This is a genomic window from Hyella patelloides LEGE 07179, from assembly GCF_900659865.1.
Classification (GTDB): domain Bacteria; phylum Cyanobacteriota; class Cyanobacteriia; order Cyanobacteriales; family Xenococcaceae; genus Hyella; species Hyella patelloides.
This window is the reverse complement of sequence record NZ_LR213786.1, coordinates 19,460-37,436: the sequence shown is the minus strand read 5'-3', so window position 1 is coordinate 37,436 and position 17,977 is coordinate 19,460. Positions and strand designations below refer to the sequence as shown.

Here is a 17,977-nt window from a genome sequence, read left to right as displayed (position 1 = left end):
GACAAAAACAACCAGTGCCTAAAGTTTGAATTTAACTCAGAACCAAATGAAGCTATCAAAATTATTAACCAATTTATCGATCGCAACTATCATCTTCATACTAATAATCTGCTTTGCTGATTCTTTAGCTCAATCTAGAGCAATGATAACTTCCCAAAATCAAGCTACAGAAGAGCAGTCCTCAGAATCATCTGAGCGCAACCAACTCGATTTTTCTGGAGATGGTAGACCAGGAAGACGTACAGGAGGAGGAAGTCGCAGCCTATGCCCTACCAGCGACATACCACTCACTGCCCTGATTCCTAACACCAATGTAGGAACGACAATCAGCGATCGCCCTACCCTGTGGTTTTATGTGCCTTATTCTTCGCAACAAGTGTCTGCTGGGGAATTTGTTCTCCAAGACGAACAGGAAAACGATCTTAATCGCCAATCCTTTACCCTACCTAAAACTCCTGGTTTGATTAGTTTGAGCCTTCCTAACACAGCACCATCTTTAGTAGCTGATAAATCCTATCGCTGGTATTTCAAAGTTTACTGTGGTAGTTCATCCTCATCTACTGCTAATTTTGTAGAAGGATGGATTAAAAGAATCATTCCCTCTCCAGATTTGGAAGCTCGACTTCAAAATCAAGCCATACCAGCATATAAAATTTATGGAAGCGAGTCTATTTGGTACGATGCCTTAAACACTGTAGCTCAAATGCGTTTAGCTAATAATAATCTTCAACTAGAACGTGATTGGAATCAACTGCTCAATTCTACGGGTGTTGATTTAAATAATTTAAGTCAAGAGCCTCTAATTGGTGAAGTTCGTTTTCGATCGAAGGTTACTACTGATTTAAGTTTAAGCTATTCTACTAGGTTGAGATTGTAAAATAAACTGTTCTAGAGCAAGAGCATTTCGTCGACCAATTTTATCTTCTTGTTGCTGACATTTTTGGATAACAATTCTTGTATTTTGTAATGCCAATTTATCTTGTCTTAGTTGATGATAAATCACGGCTAAATTCATATATGCTTGAGTAAAATCGGGATTGAGACGCACTACTTCAGTAAAATTTTTAATGGCAATTAAAGTCTTTTTTCCTTCATAAGCAGCACAAGCCAAATTAAAGTAAGAATACTCATCTTGTGGGTTTAAATCAATAACTTGCTTAAAATTAGCGATCGCTAGATCGTAACGTTGGAGTTTCTTATAAGTCAAACCCCGCTCGGTATAAATAGTGGCTTGTTGTTCCTGGGGAATCAAACCAGAAAATTTTAAAGCAGAATTGTAACTATTAATCGCTTTAGGGTAATCATTCAAAGCAAAATAAACCAAGCCTTGATTGTAGTAAGCACGATAATCGCGGTGATTGCGCCTAATTACCCGTTGATTTTCCATCAAAGCTGGCTGATACTCTTTCAATTGATAATAAGCCAATCCTAAATTAAGATGAGCCTCCCAATTATCAGGAGCGAATTCAATCGCTTGAAGACAATCAGACTTAGCAGCAGTGTAATGATGTAATTGTAAATTTACCAGACAGCGATCGCTATAGGCAACACCTCTTAAATCATCTTGAAAATCAATTACCGCAGTAAAATCTTGCAGAGCTTTCTCATAATCACCTTGATTCACCCTTTCCAAAGCCGAACTAAATGCATCTGTGCTGTCTAATTGAGACACCGCTAAACTGGAACTATTGGGGAAAAAAGTCATCCCCACAATCGAGAGCGAACAAACCAGAAGTAAACGAAGTAAATAAGCCATATAACGATCTCAATCTGCTATTTCTCGATCAATGCCCTAACTACCCAGAAAAATCAAGAGACAGCTTGTCATACTTCGCGTATTCGGGAAGTCCGCAACTTCAGAATTTATTCTGGAAGCTTGAGTTGGACGATTGCATCTTTCTGATTGCAATTGTTAACAGTGCAACTAAATCTTAAAATTATTGAAGTAAAAGGCGGGTTTAACTAAATGAACGATCACAAAATGGATACTAAAGCTTTTAAGCGTTCCTTGCAAAAGTCAGAGAACTATCATCGCCGAGGATTTGGTCATGAAGCAGAAATCTCAGGGGTATTGGATACAGAGTATCAAAGCGATTTGATTCAAACTATACGCAATAATAACTACACTTTAACCAGAGGAGATGTCACAATCCGTTTAGCAGAAGCTTTTGGTTTTTGCTGGGGTGTAGAAAGAGCCGTTGCTATGGCTTATGAAACCCGCCAACATTTTCCTACAGAAAAAATCTGGATTACCAATGAAATTATTCACAATCCTTCAGTCAATCAACGTCTGCAAGAAATGAATGTTGGTTTTATTGAAGTAGTTAACGGAAAAAAAGACTTTTCGGTAGTCAACTCAGGAGAAGTCGTAATCTTACCTGCTTTTGGTGCTAGCGTTAGTGAAATGCAGCTACTAAATGACCGAGGATGTACCATTGTCGATACCACCTGTCCTTGGGTATCCAAAGTGTGGAACTCCGTCGAAAAACACAAAAAACGCGACTACACCTCGATTATTCATGGTAAATACAAACATGAAGAAACTATCGCTACTAGCTCCTTTGCAGGTAAATATTTAATCGTGTTAAATCTCACCGAAGCACAATATGTTGCCGATTACATCTTTAATGGTGGAGACAAAACCGAATTTTTAACCAAGTTTACTGACGCATATTCTGAAGGTTTCGATCCCGATTTGGATTTGCAACGATTGGGAGTAGCTAACCAAACCACCATGCTAAAAAGTGAAACCGAACAAATTGGCAAACTTTTTGAGCAAACTATGTTGAAAAAGTATGGTCCTGTAGAATTAAATCAGCATTTTATGAGTTTTAATACCATTTGCGATGCCACTCAAGAAAGACAGGATGCCATGTTAAATCTAGTAGAAGAAGATTTATCTTTGATGTTGGTTATTGGTGGTTTTAATTCTTCTAATACTACTCATTTACAAGAAATTGCCATTGAAAAAGGTTTTACCTCATATCATATCGATAGTGCAGAACGCATTAAACACAACAATCAAATCGAACATAAACCCCTAGAAAAACCCATTGCTACCCAAGAAAATTGGCTACCTGAAGGTAAAATAGTCGTCGGAGTAACATCTGGGGCTTCTACTCCTGATAAAGTTGTAGCTGATGCAATAGAAAAGATTTTTGCTCTTAAATCTCAAGTAGCTACTGTTTAACATCTAGTACTTAAGATTACTCAAACTAGCAGTTGTCTTGATTTTACAAAGGAATCAAAATTCAAAAAATTAGGGATGGCTAAATAATAAGCTATCCCTAAAAACCAGATTAGGTAATTATTTTAAATAAGACTTTTTTCACTTCCTATAACTTCTAAGAAACTGTTTCCAAAGAAGCCAAAGCATCAGGAATAGACTCAGAAGGAGCCTCAAATTGCCCAGTAATTACATACTCTAATCTTAGTTTTAACCAAGTAATCATTTGTTTATTAGTAGAAATAACTGCAACTGAAGGTTGAGGACATTTAGCTTTTATTTCTGCCATTTCTGGAGCTTCTAAAAAAGCAGGCTGTTTGATTAACCAAAAGTCAATTTCTTTATTTTGTTCTTGATAATTACGAACTCTTTCTTTAATTACCTCTTCAAAAGGTTCTTCTTCTAATAAAAATTTTTGGCTGGCTAAAACGTAATAGTAAGTGGTCATTATGATTACTCCTGATTTGATACTTATTATTTTATGGTTGAATGTGGATTGAATTAATGGCTATTTTAGACCTCGTCTTAGTCTTATTAGAGAACTATTGCTCGATCGCGCTAAAATATCCTATCAGTTATTCAGCGAACAGTTTTAACTAAAAACTACTTTAACTAATTTGGCAAATATTGTTCGATTAAATTCACAATTGCCTTTTCCTGAAATCCCTGTGCCAATTCTTTGAGTTTGTCAGCAAGAGGTTCGTACTGTTTGTCTAATTTTTCCAGATATATAGCCCGTTCGCGAATTTTCTTCATGCTGCCTAGCATGGCTAGTTCGTACAGGATTTCCATTTCTTCAGAGGGCGGGGCAATCAAAATTTTAGTAGAGTTAGCCTCTGTAGTTGTCAGGTTATCGGAACTGGATTCTTCTATCTCTTCATAAATCCAATCCAACTGCAAATACTCTTGTAAAACAGCCAGTAACTTTATCTGATCTACAGGTTTAGGTAAAAAAGAATCACAACCGAGAATTCGGCTTTTTTCTCGATCCATGTCCAATACGCTGGCAGAAATGGCGATAATAACTATGTCTTTGACTTCAGGTAGATTACGGATTTCTTTAACTGCTTCAAACCCAGTTTTAACTGGCATGACTAAATCGGTCAAAATACAGTCAGGCTTTAGCTTTTGGGCAAAATCTATCTCTTGTTGACCATCATCTGCCACACTTATCTTAAACCCTAGAGGTTCAAGCATATTTTGTAGGACGAGGCGGTTTTCATCTTTGTCATCTACTACTAAAATATGTTTTCTTTCGCCTTGATAACCGACAATTTGACGTTGCTCTCTTTCGTCGGTTGTTTGATTTTTGAGAGTTTCTACTACTGGTAAAGTGATTTCAAACCAAAATGTCGAGCCTTTTTCTAATTCGCTAGTAACTTGAAGTTGACCGCCCATCAATTCAACTAATTGTCGGCTGATAGCTAATCCTAAGCCAGTTCCTTGTTCACGACGTTTTTTGTCTCCCACCTGTTCAAAGGCTTGAAAAATTTTATTTAGCTGTTGAGGATTCATGCCAATTCCAGTATCGACGACTTCAAAGCGAAAAGTTTGTCGGTTAAGAAAATTACTATTGTTTTCTTCCAGAGTTGCAACTTCTTTTTTTTTCGTACTAATGTTTAAAGTCACCCGTCCATAATCGGTAAATTTCACAGCATTGCCCAATAAATTGAGTAGCACTTGTCTCAGTCGCTTTTCATCAGCTATCATTCCTGCTGGAAGAGGAGTTAATGCTTGATATTGAAACTTAATATCTTTTTCCATTGCTCGCATTTTGATGATTCCCTCTAATCCAGACAAAAAGGTTTCGAGATGAATATCTGTAGGGTAAAGTTCTAGCTTACGAGCTTCGATTTTTGATAAGTCCAGAATGTCATTAATTAGTGTTAATAAATGATTGCCACTATCGTGGATAATTTTAAGACCTTTACTTTGATGAGGCGTTAATGAGCGATCGCGTCTGAGAATTTGAGCATATCCTAAGATACCATTCAAAGGAGTCCGTAATTCGTGACTCATACTGGAGAGAAATTCGCTTTTAGCTTGGTTGGCAACTTCAGCTTTTTCTTTAGCTTGAGCCAGTTCGTTAGTACGTTCGGCAACTCGCAATTCTAATTCTTCTTTGGATCGTTTTAGTGCTTCTTCAGCTTCTTTACGTACTGTAATATCTTGAAAAGTACCTAAAATACCAATTACTTTGCCTTCTGCATCATGAAGGGGAACTTTATTGGTTTCTATCCAAGCTTTTTTGCCATCTGCTTGGAGTTGAGGTTCTACAATACCCAATTCGGCGGTGTTCGATTCCATGACTCGGCGATCGCATTTTCGATAGAAATCTGCTTCTTCTGTTTTCCAAGCTAAATCGTAGTCTGTTTTATTCACTATTTGCTCTGGATTTTCTATCCCTGCTGCTGTGGCCAAGTTTTGATTGCAACCTAGATATACCGAATTACGATCTTTCCAGAAAATAAATTGAGGAATATTATCCATTACCAGTTGCAAAAGCTGCTTGGACTTTCTTAATTCTTCCTGAGCCTGGATTAATCCTGCTTCATTTCGTTTGCCTTGTATTAGATAAACCAGACTATAGGTAAGACCAAAAATCGCTAAACTAGAAAATCCCAGCCAATAACGATATTGATAAATCGCTTCTCCCCAGGTAAGGTTCCCCCAATATTGATAGGGAGGAACTTTTAAATGTCTTAGGATATCGTGGACTGGTTGATAGTTAGCAGGGATCGTCCAACCCTGATATTTCCCTGCTTTAGCTGCGGGAGTATCAGAAGGCATTTCGATTAGAGCGATCGCTACTTGTTCGCCTAACTCTGAATCAGTATGAGGCATCATGGCAAAGGGCCATTCTGGATACAATTGAGTACTTAGGGCAAAAGGAAATTTATCACCATGTTGCTTTTGCGGGTTGAGAATGACAAAATCATCCAGGTTAATTTTCCCTTCTTGAGCCATACGTTCTAAGGTATCGGTGCGAACCGTTCCCGCATCTACAGAGCCATCTAAAACTCTATAAACCACAGCATCATGGCTGCCACCAAACTTAATTTCCTTAAGATGACGAGATTTAATTCCCGCTTTATCTAGAGTTTCACAAGCCATCTGCCAACCGCCAAAGGCGATTTTGCTCACAGCCATAAACCTTTTGCCTTTCAAGTCTTTTAGCTCTTGAATATCGGTGCGATCTTTATGGCGAAAGATTACTGCGCCAAATTGAGTATAGGGTTTGCCCAAACGCAAGTTTTGTAAAGTAGCAATGCGTCTTGCTCCATATACCCATTCCAACTCCACATACATCCCAGGATTAGGCAATACAAAGTCAACTTGGTTATTAGTAATTAATTCTTCAATATTGTCGAATTTTAAGGGGACTAATTGAAACTTATAACCAGGAATATTATCACTTAAATAATCAATAGTAGGTTGCCATTTTTGGCGTGTTCTATCCACACCTCTAATAGCCATGACACCAACTTTAATAGTCTCAATCTTAGAGTTGTTTTTGACATCAGCTTTTTTGACAAATTCTAATTTTTGATTTGGTATTAATATCTCTTGAGACAGACTGAAAGGAGTAAATTTAAAAAAGATAGTTGAAGTGGTTGCGATTAAAAATAGAAATCTTGCTAATATTTTAAATTTATAGATATGCCAATTATTTTTCATTTAATTTATATTTCATTCTTTTTAAATGAAATCAGTCTCAAAAATTAATTCATTATTTATCAAATTAGTAAGCTGCGATTGATTCTGGATTGACAATAGTAAAGTCTTGGTTTTTCAATAATAATTTTGAAAATTCTTTAACAGGTAAAGGGCGACTTAATAAATTTCCCTGTACTTCATCACATTGATCTTTTGCCAAAAACTCTAGTTCTGCTTCGGTTTCTATGCCTTCTGCAACTACTTTTAGCTCTAGCTGATGAGCCATTTCAATAATACTTTTGGCAATAATGGCATTCTTAGAATTCCGATCGATATTTTCAACAAAACATTGGTTTATTTTAATAATATCAAAAGGAAATTGTTGTAAATAGCCTAAAGAAGAATAGCCAGTACCGAAATCATCAAGAGAAATTTTAATGCCCAATTTTTTGATAAAATTTAGTCTTTGAATATTCCTTTTTACATTGTCTACCAAAATTTGCTCAGTTAATTCTAATTCAAGAAATTCTGGTTCAAGAGTAGAATCAAAGATAATTTTAGTTAATCTATGAAACAAATCTAATTGCTTAAATTGACGACCTGACAAATTTACTGCTACACTCAGAAAATTAAATCCTGCTTGATGCCATATTTTAGTCTGTTTACAAGCTGTTTCTAAAACCCACTCTCCTAAAGGTTCGATCAAACTACTAGCTTCGGCAATCGAAATAAACTTATTAGGGGCGATTAATCCTAGTTTAGGATGATTCCAACGTATTAAAGCCTCAACACCAGCAATCTTACCTGTTTTAAGACTGATTTTAGGTTGATAGTATAATTCAAGTTCTTGGCGTTTTAAAGCATAATGTAAATCAGTTTCTAAAGAGATATTATTGGAATTATCTGAAACTATCATGTCTAATGATAGGGTATGCAGCTTATATTTATTCCCTCCTTGTTGTTGAGCATATTTCATAGCTTTTTGAGCTTGATTTAACAGTAAATCTATACCAAGTTTTTCATCATTATAAAAACTGATACCCATACTAGCAGTCAGAAAAAGCTCACAATTATCAATCAAAAAAGACGATTGTAATCTTTCTAAAACCAAATTAGCAAAGTCAGTTGCTACTACTTTTTGTTTGATTTCAGACAGAAGAATTGCAAATCGATCGTTTTGTAACCGAACAATAGCAGAAGTACTTTTATCCTGAAAATATTCTGTACATTCAGTTAGCTTTTCTACAACAGCTTTAATTAATAAATCTCTATTTTCATTACCTAAAGAATGTTGAATACGTTCAAATCTATCGATACTAAAACAAATAATAGCTAGTAACTTTTGATTCTCCTCTACGTTGCTAGGTTGATTTTCTGATTTTTGAATTTTTGAAGCAGATGCATTGTCATGTTCTGACAAAAAATACTCAAATAAATCGCGCAGAAAAAATTGATTGGGAAGTTGAGTTAAACTATCTATGTTTGTATTATGGTTTTTGACGGAATATTCAGAGATAGTAGCTTGTAATGAATCACAAATCGCAGTTTGTTCTTGGTGTTTACTTAAAGCCATTTTGATAGTTGCGTGCAATTCTCTGTCTTTAAATGGTTTGAGAATATAACCGTAACAACCAGTTTTACTGGCTCGATCTAAAGTTTTGTCATCAGCATAAGCTGTCAAGAAAATAATTGGAATGTCATGGTTTGCGCGAATGACTTCGGCAGTTTGAATTCCATCCATATTTCCTTTGATAGCAATATCCATCAAAATCAAGCCAGGGCTTTGAGCATTTACTTTTTTAATCGCAGCTTTACCAGAAGAAACTATGTCAATGACGTTGTAGTCTAATGTTTCTAGTTTCATTGCTAAATTTTCGGCAATTAATAATTCATCTTCAACAATTAAAATATTAATATTTTTCATGCATTTATATATTTAAAAATTATACCTATTATTGAATTTTAAAATATACATAAAGATAATGTCATTGTAAAAATTACGTATTTTAAATATTAGTTGAATTTAAGTAGGTTTCTTGATTATTCTGGCTATCGGATGCAGCGATCCTGTAAGAAATTAATTTTGTTACTTGATAGTAAAACGTTACACGTAAGTAATAATCGGAAAAATCTGAATATTTCGTTGAGCAATATTCTTGAAATCCAGTCACTGAGAACTTTTAAACCTCTTCTCAAGAGTTTAGCTTAGGTTGTAGAAAAAAATAATCTTTAATTTAATCAAATAATTTTTGTGAATTTTATCTATAGATTTGGGAATTATTAACTCATGTATATACTGATTAGCTAAATCTCTTTCTTGAAATAAAGCATCGCGAGTAAGTATACAATCTAATTTTTAAAAAACAAGTAAAGTAATCCAGAATAAATTTCAAGGCTACATTTTTAATAAAGACATAGCTTAATGGAACAACGACCAGAAAAATTATCTAAAACTAATAGTAGAAAAAATTTTTCTTATGGTGTAATACTAACTTTTGTCACTGGTCTGGTTAGTTCTGCGATCGCTTTTACGATAGTTTGGGATTTGGGAAAAAAAAAAATTGCTCAAGAGTTTGAGTATGATGGAGCGCAAGTTGCAGGATTAATTGAAAAACAAGTAGCCAAAAATTTACAAATTCTAGGGTCAATTAGCCACTTTTATAGTGCTTCAGATAAAGTTACTCGGCAAGAATTTCAACAGTTTACCAAAAATTATTTAGCCACTAATCCTCAAATTCAGGCTTTGGAATGGATTCCTCGTGTAGTTGATGAAGAAAGAAAGGCTTACGAACAAGCTGCTAAACAAGATGGATTTTTAGATTTTGCCATTAGAGAGCAAGACATTAGCAAACAAATGGTGAGAGCTAAATCAAGAATAGAGTATTTTCCTGTCTATTTTGTCGAACCTTACAAAGGAAATCAGGCTGCACTAGGCTTCGATCTGGCTTCTAATCCTAGTCGCTTACAAGCATTACAAACGGCTAGGGATCGGGAAAAAGCGATCGCAACTGCTCCCATTACTTTAATTCAAACCAACGAATCTTCCAAAAAAGGGTTTTTAGTTTTCTCTCCTGTATATCAAAATAATGTCTCCATCAAGACTATTAGCGATCGCCGTAAGCATCTTGAAGGTTTTGCTCTGGGAGTATTTCTGATGGGAGATATCGTCGAAAAAACTTTACAAGACTATCAATTCCAAGATATTGATGTTCTTATTATTAACGATTCTGCACCACTTAAAGACCGCATTTTATTTGCTTCTAATCCTTCTTTAACACCAGAAACTATCGACTCCGAAAGCGATCGTACTATTGCGCAATCATACAAGCTAAATTTTGCTGGACAGCAATGGTCAGTAGTCACTCAATCTACTTCTAAGTACATCTTGCAACACACCACTTGGCATCCTTGGGGAGTTTTAGGAGGGGGCATTTTACTGACAATGGTTTTGACTTCTTATATTAGCAATCGCATTACCCTAGAAGAAAAGTTACGAACTAAAGGACTACAGCTAGCAGGAAGTGTCAAACAAAAAACCGATGATTTAAAAACCACAGAAGCGAAATATCGTCATATTTTTGAGAATGTAGCCGAGGGGATTTTTCTTTGTACCCAGGATGGCAAATATGTAAATGTTAACCCTGCCTTAGTTAGTATTTATGGCTATGATTCTTCCGAACAATTAATCGCTGAAATAAATAAACAGCAACTCTTTGTTAATTCCCATGATTGGCAAAAATTAACCACAGAGTTAGCCAAGAATACTGCGATCGCAGATTTTGAGTGTCAAATTTATCGCGCTGACAACAGCAAAATATGGGTTTCACTCAGTATTCGTTTATTTCAAGAGCAAAATCAAAACTACTATGAAGGAACAGTAAGCGATATCAGCGATCGCAAAAAAGCTGAAGAAGACCTCCGCCATAGCAATAACTTACTCCAGGGAATTAGTTTAGCTCAGTCGAGATTCATCAAGGATAGTGAACCAGCAATTTTATTTGATGGCTTACTGGAAAATCTTTTAGAAATTACTAATAGTGAATATGGCTTTATTGGTGAAATTTTCTATACAGATGGAGGAGAACCCTATATAGAAGAGGCATATATGAAAATGCAGGGTCAACCCTATCTGAAAACCCATGCTATTACCAATATTGCTTGGGATGAAGCAACACGCAAATTGTACGAAGAGAATGCTGTTCAGGGGATGGAATTTCACAACCTCAACACCTTATTTGGTGCTGTGATAGTAACGGGTCAACCTGTAATTGCCAACAATCCCCAAACCGATCCCAGACGGGGTGGTTTACCCCCAGGACATCCACCACTCAACACTTTTTTAGGATTGCCTTTTTACAGCCAAAACCTTTTGTTAGGCATGGTTGGGGTAGCGAATCGACCAGATGGTTACGATCGAGACTTAGTCGAGTATTTACAACCTTTTATGGCTACTTGTAGCAATATCATTGAAGCTTCTGGTAGCGAGCGAAAACGAAAAAAGATCGAAATAGCATTAAAAGAAAGCGAAAAACGCTATCGTTCTATTGTGGATACGGCAAATGAAGGTATTTTGCTGCTTAATATCCACGGCAAAATCAGTTTTGTAAACCCTAGAGTTTGTCAAATGCTGGGATACGAGCTAGAGGAAATTTTAGAACGATCTTTATTTGATTTTCTCGACCATAGTAACCAAGAAAGGATAACTTTAGCTTCCCCTATTTCTCTTAATTGTGATTCCAAAACTATCAAAGACTACGATCTGCAATTTTGTCGTCGAGATGGTTCAAAACTTTGGGCAATAGCTCATATTTCTCTTATTTGTACTTATAACAGTAATTGTGAAGGTATTTTGGTGATGATCGCCGATATTAGCGATCGCAAACAAGCAGAAATCGAATTAGCAGCAGCTAAACATTCAGCAGAAATGGCAAATCGTACCAAAAGTCATTTTCTCGCTCATATGAGCCATGAGTTAAGAACCCCTCTCAATGGCATTTTAGGTTCAGTGAGACTGCTAAAAAAGAATTTGAGTACTTTCTCTGATAATCAAACTTTATCTTCATCGAATTTAACCAAAAGCTTAAACACAATTGAACACAGTGGTAGCTATTTATTGGGGCTGATTGAGGATATTTTAGACTTTGCCCAGATGGAAACTACCTCTATTAAGCTATCCCCTACAGCGATTAAGATAACCACTTTTGTAGAAGAGATTTTGGCAATTGTGCGATCGCAAGCTATGGCGCAAAACTTGAGCTTTACCTCAGAAATTCCCTCTAACTTACCCCTAGGAATTGAGGCAGATCGACAAAGACTCAAACAAATTCTGCTCGAATTATTAAACAATGCTCTGAAATTTACTAATCAAGGTCGAGTGACTTTAAGAATCGTAGTTATTGAGCCTAGTGAGCCTAGTGAGTCTTTGCCTATTCAAGCAAAAACTGACATTCATAAGCAAGATTTGATAACTCTTCGTTTTGAAGTAATTGATACGGGTAAAGGAATCAGCCCAGAAGAATTAGTCAAAATATTTTTACCCTTTGAACAATCTGGAGAAATCCATAATAAGGCTGCGGGAACTGGTTTAGAACTGACTATTATTCAACAATTACTACACTTCATGAATAGTGATTTAAAGGTTACGAGTTCCTTAAATATGGGTTCAACTTTCTGGTTCGATCTTACTTTGCCAATAGTGAAAAATTTTGTCATTGAAGATTTAGCCGAATCTGACTCAATCGTTGGTTATCAAGGAGAAAAACGCAAACTTTTAGTTGCAGATGATAAACAAGAAAATCGCCTGCATCTGCTTAATATTCTTGAACCTTTAGGCTTTGAGGTTTTCTTAGCTGAAAATGGTCAACAAGAAATTGAAATAGCGCAAAAAGTAAATCCAGATTTGATTTTGACCGATTTAGTAATGCCGATCAAAACAGGATTTGAGGCGGTAGAAGAATTACGTAGAATTCCTGACTTTCAGCACACACCGATTATTGCGGTTTCTAGCAGCATTTTAACAATTGATTCCAAACAAAATCAGATTGCTGGCTGTGATGCTTTTCTCGTTAAACCGATCGATAAGCAGAAATTATTGATTTTTTTACAAAAATCTTTGCAGTTGTTATGGATTCATCAAGAGAAAACAGAACCAATTGGAATTAATTACCAACAAACTAACTCGAAAATCCCAGACTTAATTGCGCCACCAAAAGAAAAATTAGAAGCTTTATACGAATTAGCGATGTTAGGCAGTATGAAAAAAATTCGCCAATGGGCGATCGCGTTAGAGGAATTAGACGTGCAATATCACCCCTTTGCCAGTCAACTAAAACAGTTAAGTCAAGGTTTTCAAGAAAAAGCAATTGTCAATTTAGTAGAACAATATTTATCCCAAAAATAAACTATGGATTTTACAACTAATTCTGAATTTAATGCTCCATTCAATCTTAAAGATCACAACATTTTGATTGTCGATGATAATCCCACTAATTTATCAGTTATTGTTGATTATCTAGAAGATTATGGATTAACAATTTTAGTCTCTCAAGATGGAGAAAGTAGCCTTAAAAGAGCAAAATACGCCAAACCAAGTATTATTTTATTAGATATTTTAATGCCTGGAATTGATGGTTATGAAACCTGTCGTCGTCTCAAAAATGAATCAGAAACCAAAGATATTCCTATAATTTTTATGACTGCTTTATCCAGCACAGAAGATAAAATTAAAGGATTTGAAGTAGGGGCAGTAGATTGTGTAACCAAGCCAATTCAGCCAGAAGAAGTATTAGCAAGAATTAAACTACATCTACGACTACGTCACATGAGCCATGTGCAAATAAAACAGAACGATGCGCTGATTGCTGAAATTGAACATAGGAAAATAATACAAAAGAAATTAAGCCTAATTAATCATCGATTAAAACAAGAAGCAAGCAATCGTATAAAAGCTCAACAAGCTCTTAAAAAACTCAATGAAGACCTAGAATCAAGAGTAAAAGAACGCACTGTTTTATTAGCCAAAAGTAATCAACAATTAAAGCAAGAAGTTTTAGAACATCAGCAAACAGAAATTAAACTTAAAAATTCTTTAGTAGAGAAAGAAGTATTACTCAAAGAAATTTATCATCGAGTCAAAAATAATTTATTAGTCGTTGCTAGCTTATTAGAGATGCAAGCTAGTTATATTGACGAGCCTGAAATTATTAAAATGTTCAAGAATAGCCAAGAGCGGATTTATTCAATGGCATTAGTCCACGAGCAACTTTATCGTTCGGATAATCTTCAAGAAATCGATCTCAGTATTTATATAAAAGATTTATTAGCCAAGATATCTGACTCTCATGTCAACCAAAACAAAAGTATTAATATTGAGGTTAATACTGAAAGCATTAATCTCAATATTGAAACAGCTCATTCTTGTGGTCTTATTATTAATGAATTAATTACTAACGCCTTAGAACACGCTTTTGTCGATCGAGAAAAAGGTAATGTTTGGATAAATTTGCTACGCACGGATAATGCTGAGATTATTTTAACAATTAAAGATGATGGTATGGGAGTTCCCAAAGACTTTGATTTTAATAAGACGGATTCTTTGGGATTAAGACTGGTTCGTATTTTAACCAGACAGTTAGAAGGAGATATAGAGGTAGATTTCAGCCAGGGTACTAGCTTTCAACTGACTTTTTCCGAATTGGATTATTGCGAACGTTTATAGTTGAGACTGTTGGGAATGAGGTTATTGCTTAATATTTTTAATATTTTATTTACAAACAGTCTCTAAAGCAATTTCGGCTATCTTTACTAAATCGAGATCGGTGCAATTAAATGTTTGTTTTTAAAGCATACAGAATAGAGCCTAGCAAACCTACTTCGGGATTTAAAACGACATGAATCGGAATTTCTGTTAAAAGATTACTCATTCTTCCTTTATCATTGTATGCTTTTAAAAAGCTCCCTTTTTTGATTAAGGATAAATTTTTTGCTGCAATTCCTCCTGCAATATAAATGCCACCATAGGGCAGCATTTTGAGTGCTAAATTACCTGTTTCTGCCCCATAAGCTTCAATAAAGATTATCATTGTTTTTTCACACAGAGTATCTTGTTTTTCTTTAGCTCCTTGGGCAATAATCGCAGCAGGATCTATATTCTGTTCTGAGTTAGTTTCCCAAGATTTTATTTGATTAGCAATTTCTTGGTTTTCGGCTGCAAAATTAGTATCCCTTAAAAATTGATAGATACCAACTATTCCTTGTCCTGAAACAACTCTTTCCACAGAAATATGAGTTTTATTGAGTTTTTTTTGCAGATATTTTAGTAACTGTATTTCTAATTCATTGCGAGGTGCAAAATCTGTATGTCCTCCTTCTGAAGGGAACACATGATACTTACCGTCTTGAGTAATTAAAAAACTTTCTCCTAAACCTGTGCCTGCACCAATCACGGCAATAGGGGCATTTTTAATAGTTTTTCCTGTTTGTAGGGTTGCTAGTTCTGATTCTTCTAAATCTAAGACACTATAACTATTAGCAGCAAAATCATTAATTAAGTAGACTTTATCGATACTTAATTCTTGTTCCAATCTTGAAGCGGTTAACTGCCAATTGAGATTGGTTAAATTAGAGGTATTATTAACCACAGGACCCGCGATCCCAAAACAAGCTGTTTGGGGCTGCTCCAGCTTATTTCCCCTCAAAAAAAGCTCCACCATTGGCACTAAATCAGTAAATTTAGCACTTACAAATTTTGCTTCTTTAATAGTGTTAAACGATTCTTTATCAGAGGCAACATTTACCAATCTTAAAATGGTTTTTGTTCCTCCAATATCACCACTTAGTAATAACATAAATTGCTTGATTTTTAATTGTTAATTATTGTTTATAAGTTGTTAATTGCTAATGGCTAATTATTTTCCTCTGCTTGATTTTTTACTTTCTAATATCTGATTGTAATGGGGAAATCTACAAAAAATCAAATAATCAAGGAACAGCAACGCGATCTCATAAAGCTTCTAAATCGCTCACTTCTGCTTGACCAACGGTCACGTGCCGTCTCCGTCTTCTCTTGGTGCGCGTTCCTTAGCCGAGGAAACATCGGCAGGGGTGGATAGGGGGGACTTTTCTGGTTTGATGTTTTGCTGACCACAGTTGATTGCGGTCTGTTGAAGTCCCCCCATCCCCGCGCACCGCTTTTTAAGGCGGAGTAACGGTGACTGTTAAGGTATGTAGACTAGTCTACTATCTTAAAAAAATATAAATTACTATTTAAGTATAGAGTAAGAAAAAAGCTAAATCTATGGTTGTCATTCTCACAGAACAACAAGTACTATCAACCAAACAAGTTTGTAGTAGCTGTTTGATGGCTGATAGTGGAGGTTTACCCCGTTGGCGGAAAGGAAAACTCTGTTGTGGTCATTTAGTTGAAAATTCCATTAGCGATCGCCTAGAAAACTCTCCTTATTGCGATCGCCCTAAAATATACGAGTGTGAGATGGGTTTTCGAGTGACAAATATTAAGTAAAATTAAAGAAACAAATAATCTTAGTTTTAGTTGGTTAATGAGCTTAAACTTTATGAGTAGTTGTTCAATCGACCTATTTCTGACTGATTCTCACCGCACAGAACAACTAGGTTATATTTTGGGCCAACATTTACCAGCAGGTAGCCTCATCTTATTACAAGGAGAATTAGGTGCGGGAAAGACTACCTTAATTCAAGGTTTGGGTAAAAGCCTGGGTATTACAGAGCCGATTTCTAGCCCTACTTTTACATTGGTGAACGAGTATACAGAAGGTCGCTTACCTTTGTATCATTTGGATTTATACCGTCTTGAAAAAGAACAAGTTAGTACAATTTGTCCTGAAATTTACTGGGAAGGAGAAGAAGTTGTCCCAGGAATTACGGCTATTGAATGGTCAGAACGTTTAACTTACAAAAGCGATCGCTATTTAGAAATTAATTTAGTTCACAACGCAAAAAGAGGTCGCCAAGCAACTCTTAATTTACTGGGAAAACACGACCTCAATCTTGATTTTTTGTTGTGTTTAGCTTCGACTACCGTAGATTAGTCTATTCCTAACTGATTTCCGCGCTTGTATTGCATATAAGCAGCAAAGAATAATCCTGCCAGAGTAATTCCAGTTAAACCCAATACGATACCGAGTAGTAAAGGTTCTATCACGGTGTTTCTCCTTATTTATAAATTTATTTGTCTTAACACATTGTATATGTTACCTGAAACCCAAGTTTAAGGCATACATAGTAATTAAGTTTATGGTTGAGATAAGCTAGAAATGCTTGCTTAGTTTGGCTATAAATCTTAAGCTATCTATAAATAAAAATAATATAACTACACAATTTAACAAAATCACCAGTGGATAACCAGTTAATCCAATCTCCTTTAGGGACACAAAAACGACTAATTATCGTTGTTACTTTAGTAATAGCGATCGCAGTTGGTCTTCTGGGTATCTATTGGCATCAAGATTCTGACCCTTATCTTTCTTACGTTCAAGAAGTTTTACCTCTTGAGGGAGATACAGCAAAAGGTCACGCTATTTTCCAGATTAATTGCTCGGGATGTCACGCTTCTCAAGTAAATGGAAGTGTGGGGCCCAATTTACAAAACGTTGCCAGGAGAAAGTCCAAAACAGAGATCATTGAACAGGTAATTAATGGTAAAACGCCACCAATGCCAAAGTTCCAACCAAATACTCAAGAAATGGCTGATTTACTCAGTTATTTACAACAGCTTGATTAGAATACAAATTGTTATTTACTTACTGTCTATCAATCTGTATCTTTTTCATAGTACAGGTTGATAATTTTTTACTTTTGGTTTTTGATGTCATACTTGCTGATAATACGTTACCTCAATGCAAAAACAACACCAATTTACTCTATATTTAACCTTTTAATCTGTAGCCTATTTTACTGGGGTGCTAGGATTCGAACCTAGGATGGCGAGACCAAAACCCGCTGCCTTACCACTTGGCGACACCCCATTAATTTCGTACTAAAACATAATAGCAAGTTTTCTCCTACTATTGTCAAGTATTTTTTTAAATTTTTAGCTCACAGTTATTAGATCGTATT

13 protein-coding genes and 1 tRNA gene are annotated in these 17,977 nt (G+C 35.6%); 7 read left to right on the top strand and 7 right to left on the bottom strand.

Features of this window, described 5'->3' with window-relative positions; genetic code table 11:
* Positions 1-46 precede the first annotated feature (46 nt).
* A complete protein-coding gene (locus tag H1P_RS05535) occupies positions 47-877 on the top strand; it encodes a DUF928 domain-containing protein (RefSeq protein ID WP_144864957.1) in 831 nt (276 codons plus the stop codon).
* Here the strand turns inward: H1P_RS05535 and H1P_RS05530 are convergent.
* Positions 848-1,756 carry a tetratricopeptide repeat protein gene (locus H1P_RS05530; RefSeq protein WP_144864955.1) on the bottom strand — a complete coding sequence of 303 codons (909 nt, stop codon included), beginning with the start codon at positions 1,754-1,756 and terminating at the stop codon, positions 848-850. The genes H1P_RS05535 and H1P_RS05530 overlap by 30 nt on opposite strands.
* Before the next feature lie 225 nt (positions 1,757-1,981).
* On the opposite strand from H1P_RS05530, the gene H1P_RS05525 reads away from it, so the two are divergent.
* Positions 1,982-3,190 (top strand): 4-hydroxy-3-methylbut-2-enyl diphosphate reductase, encoded by a 1,209-nt coding sequence (locus tag H1P_RS05525; protein ID WP_144864973.1) that lies wholly within the window; start codon positions 1,982-1,984, stop codon positions 3,188-3,190.
* A 154-nt stretch (positions 3,191-3,344) separates the two neighbouring features.
* Here H1P_RS05525 and H1P_RS05520 read toward each other — a convergent pair whose 3' ends face one another.
* The 3 genes from H1P_RS05520 to H1P_RS05510 all read right to left on the bottom strand — a co-directional run bounded on the left by H1P_RS05520 (position 3,345) and on the right by H1P_RS05510 (position 8,807).
* Positions 3,345-3,674: an MgPME-cyclase complex family protein gene (locus tag H1P_RS05520; RefSeq protein WP_144864953.1), complete on the bottom strand. Its 330-nt coding sequence runs from the start codon at positions 3,672-3,674 to the stop codon at positions 3,345-3,347.
* 164 nt (positions 3,675-3,838) lie between these two features.
* On the bottom strand, positions 3,839-6,904 hold the full coding sequence (locus H1P_RS37235) for a PhnD/SsuA/transferrin family substrate-binding protein (RefSeq protein ID WP_144864951.1): 3,066 nt from the start codon (positions 6,902-6,904) through the stop codon (positions 3,839-3,841).
* A 64-nt stretch (positions 6,905-6,968) separates the two neighbouring features.
* Entirely contained in the window at positions 6,969-8,807 is a 1,839-nt protein-coding gene (locus H1P_RS05510; RefSeq protein WP_144864949.1) for a two-component system response regulator, read from the bottom strand.
* A 498-nt stretch (positions 8,808-9,305) separates the two neighbouring features.
* Between H1P_RS05510 and H1P_RS05505 the strand changes: the two genes are divergently transcribed.
* Both H1P_RS05505 and H1P_RS05500 read left to right on the top strand, forming a co-directional pair.
* Positions 9,306-13,283, top strand: a complete 3,978-nt coding sequence (locus H1P_RS05505; RefSeq protein WP_144864947.1) for a CHASE domain-containing protein — start codon at positions 9,306-9,308, stop codon at positions 13,281-13,283.
* 3 nt (positions 13,284-13,286) lie between these two features.
* On the top strand, positions 13,287-14,600 hold the full coding sequence (locus H1P_RS05500) for a response regulator (RefSeq protein WP_144864945.1): 1,314 nt from the start codon (positions 13,287-13,289) through the stop codon (positions 14,598-14,600).
* A 106-nt stretch (positions 14,601-14,706) separates the two neighbouring features.
* On the opposite strand, the gene H1P_RS05495 is transcribed toward H1P_RS05500, so the two are convergent.
* Positions 14,707-15,729 (bottom strand): glucokinase, encoded by a 1,023-nt coding sequence (locus H1P_RS05495; RefSeq protein WP_144864943.1) that lies wholly within the window; start codon positions 15,727-15,729, stop codon positions 14,707-14,709.
* A gap of 449 nt (positions 15,730-16,178) precedes the next feature.
* On the opposite strand from H1P_RS05495, the gene H1P_RS05490 reads away from it, so the two are divergent.
* Positions 16,179-16,403 (top strand): hypothetical protein, encoded by a 225-nt coding sequence (locus tag H1P_RS05490; RefSeq protein ID WP_144864941.1) that lies wholly within the window; start codon positions 16,179-16,181, stop codon positions 16,401-16,403.
* 52 nt (positions 16,404-16,455) lie between these two features.
* Positions 16,456-16,950, top strand: coding sequence for a tRNA (adenosine(37)-N6)-threonylcarbamoyltransferase complex ATPase subunit type 1 TsaE (tsaE, locus tag H1P_RS05485; RefSeq protein ID WP_222426943.1), 495 nt, complete (start codon positions 16,456-16,458; stop codon positions 16,948-16,950).
* Here the strand turns inward: tsaE and petG are convergent.
* Positions 16,947-17,063, bottom strand: a complete 117-nt coding sequence (petG, locus tag H1P_RS05480) for a cytochrome b6-f complex subunit V (protein ID WP_144864937.1) — start codon at positions 17,061-17,063, stop codon at positions 16,947-16,949. The genes tsaE and petG overlap by 4 nt on opposite strands.
* A gap of 192 nt (positions 17,064-17,255) precedes the next feature.
* Here petG and H1P_RS05475 point away from each other — a divergent pair, with 192 nt between their 5' ends.
* Positions 17,256-17,642: a c-type cytochrome gene (locus H1P_RS05475; RefSeq protein ID WP_144864935.1), complete on the top strand. Its 387-nt coding sequence runs from the start codon at positions 17,256-17,258 to the stop codon at positions 17,640-17,642.
* A gap of 173 nt (positions 17,643-17,815) precedes the next feature.
* Here H1P_RS05475 and H1P_RS05470 read toward each other — a convergent pair.
* A tRNA-Gln gene (locus H1P_RS05470) sits at positions 17,816-17,886 on the bottom strand.
* Between the last annotated feature and the right edge of the window lie 91 nt (positions 17,887-17,977).

Bases quoted from the DNA above. Each gene is read 5' to 3' on its own strand.
- H1P_RS05510 (WP_144864949.1), bottom strand. From the start codon at position 8,807: ATGAAAAATATTAATATTTTAATTGTTGAAGATGAATTATTAATTGCC.
- H1P_RS05505 (WP_144864947.1), top strand. From the start codon at position 9,306: ATGGAACAACGACCAGAAAAATTATCTAAAACTAATAGTAGAAAAAAT.
- H1P_RS05520 (WP_144864953.1), bottom strand. From the start codon at position 3,674: ATGACCACTTACTATTACGTTTTAGCCAGCCAAAAATTTTTATTAGAA.
- H1P_RS05495 (WP_144864943.1), bottom strand. From the start codon at position 15,729: ATGTTATTACTAAGTGGTGATATTGGAGGAACAAAAACCATTTTAAGA.
- H1P_RS05490 (WP_144864941.1), top strand. From the start codon at position 16,179: ATGGTTGTCATTCTCACAGAACAACAAGTACTATCAACCAAACAAGTT.
- H1P_RS05535 (WP_144864957.1), top strand. From the start codon at position 47: ATGAAGCTATCAAAATTATTAACCAATTTATCGATCGCAACTATCATC.
- H1P_RS05530 (WP_144864955.1), bottom strand. From the start codon at position 1,756: ATGGCTTATTTACTTCGTTTACTTCTGGTTTGTTCGCTCTCGATTGTG.
- H1P_RS37235 (WP_144864951.1), bottom strand. From the start codon at position 6,904: ATGAAAAATAATTGGCATATCTATAAATTTAAAATATTAGCAAGATTT.
- H1P_RS05500 (WP_144864945.1), top strand. From the start codon at position 13,287: ATGGATTTTACAACTAATTCTGAATTTAATGCTCCATTCAATCTTAAA.
- H1P_RS05525 (WP_144864973.1), top strand. From the start codon at position 1,982: ATGGATACTAAAGCTTTTAAGCGTTCCTTGCAAAAGTCAGAGAACTAT.
- tsaE (WP_222426943.1), top strand. From the start codon at position 16,456: ATGAGTAGTTGTTCAATCGACCTATTTCTGACTGATTCTCACCGCACA.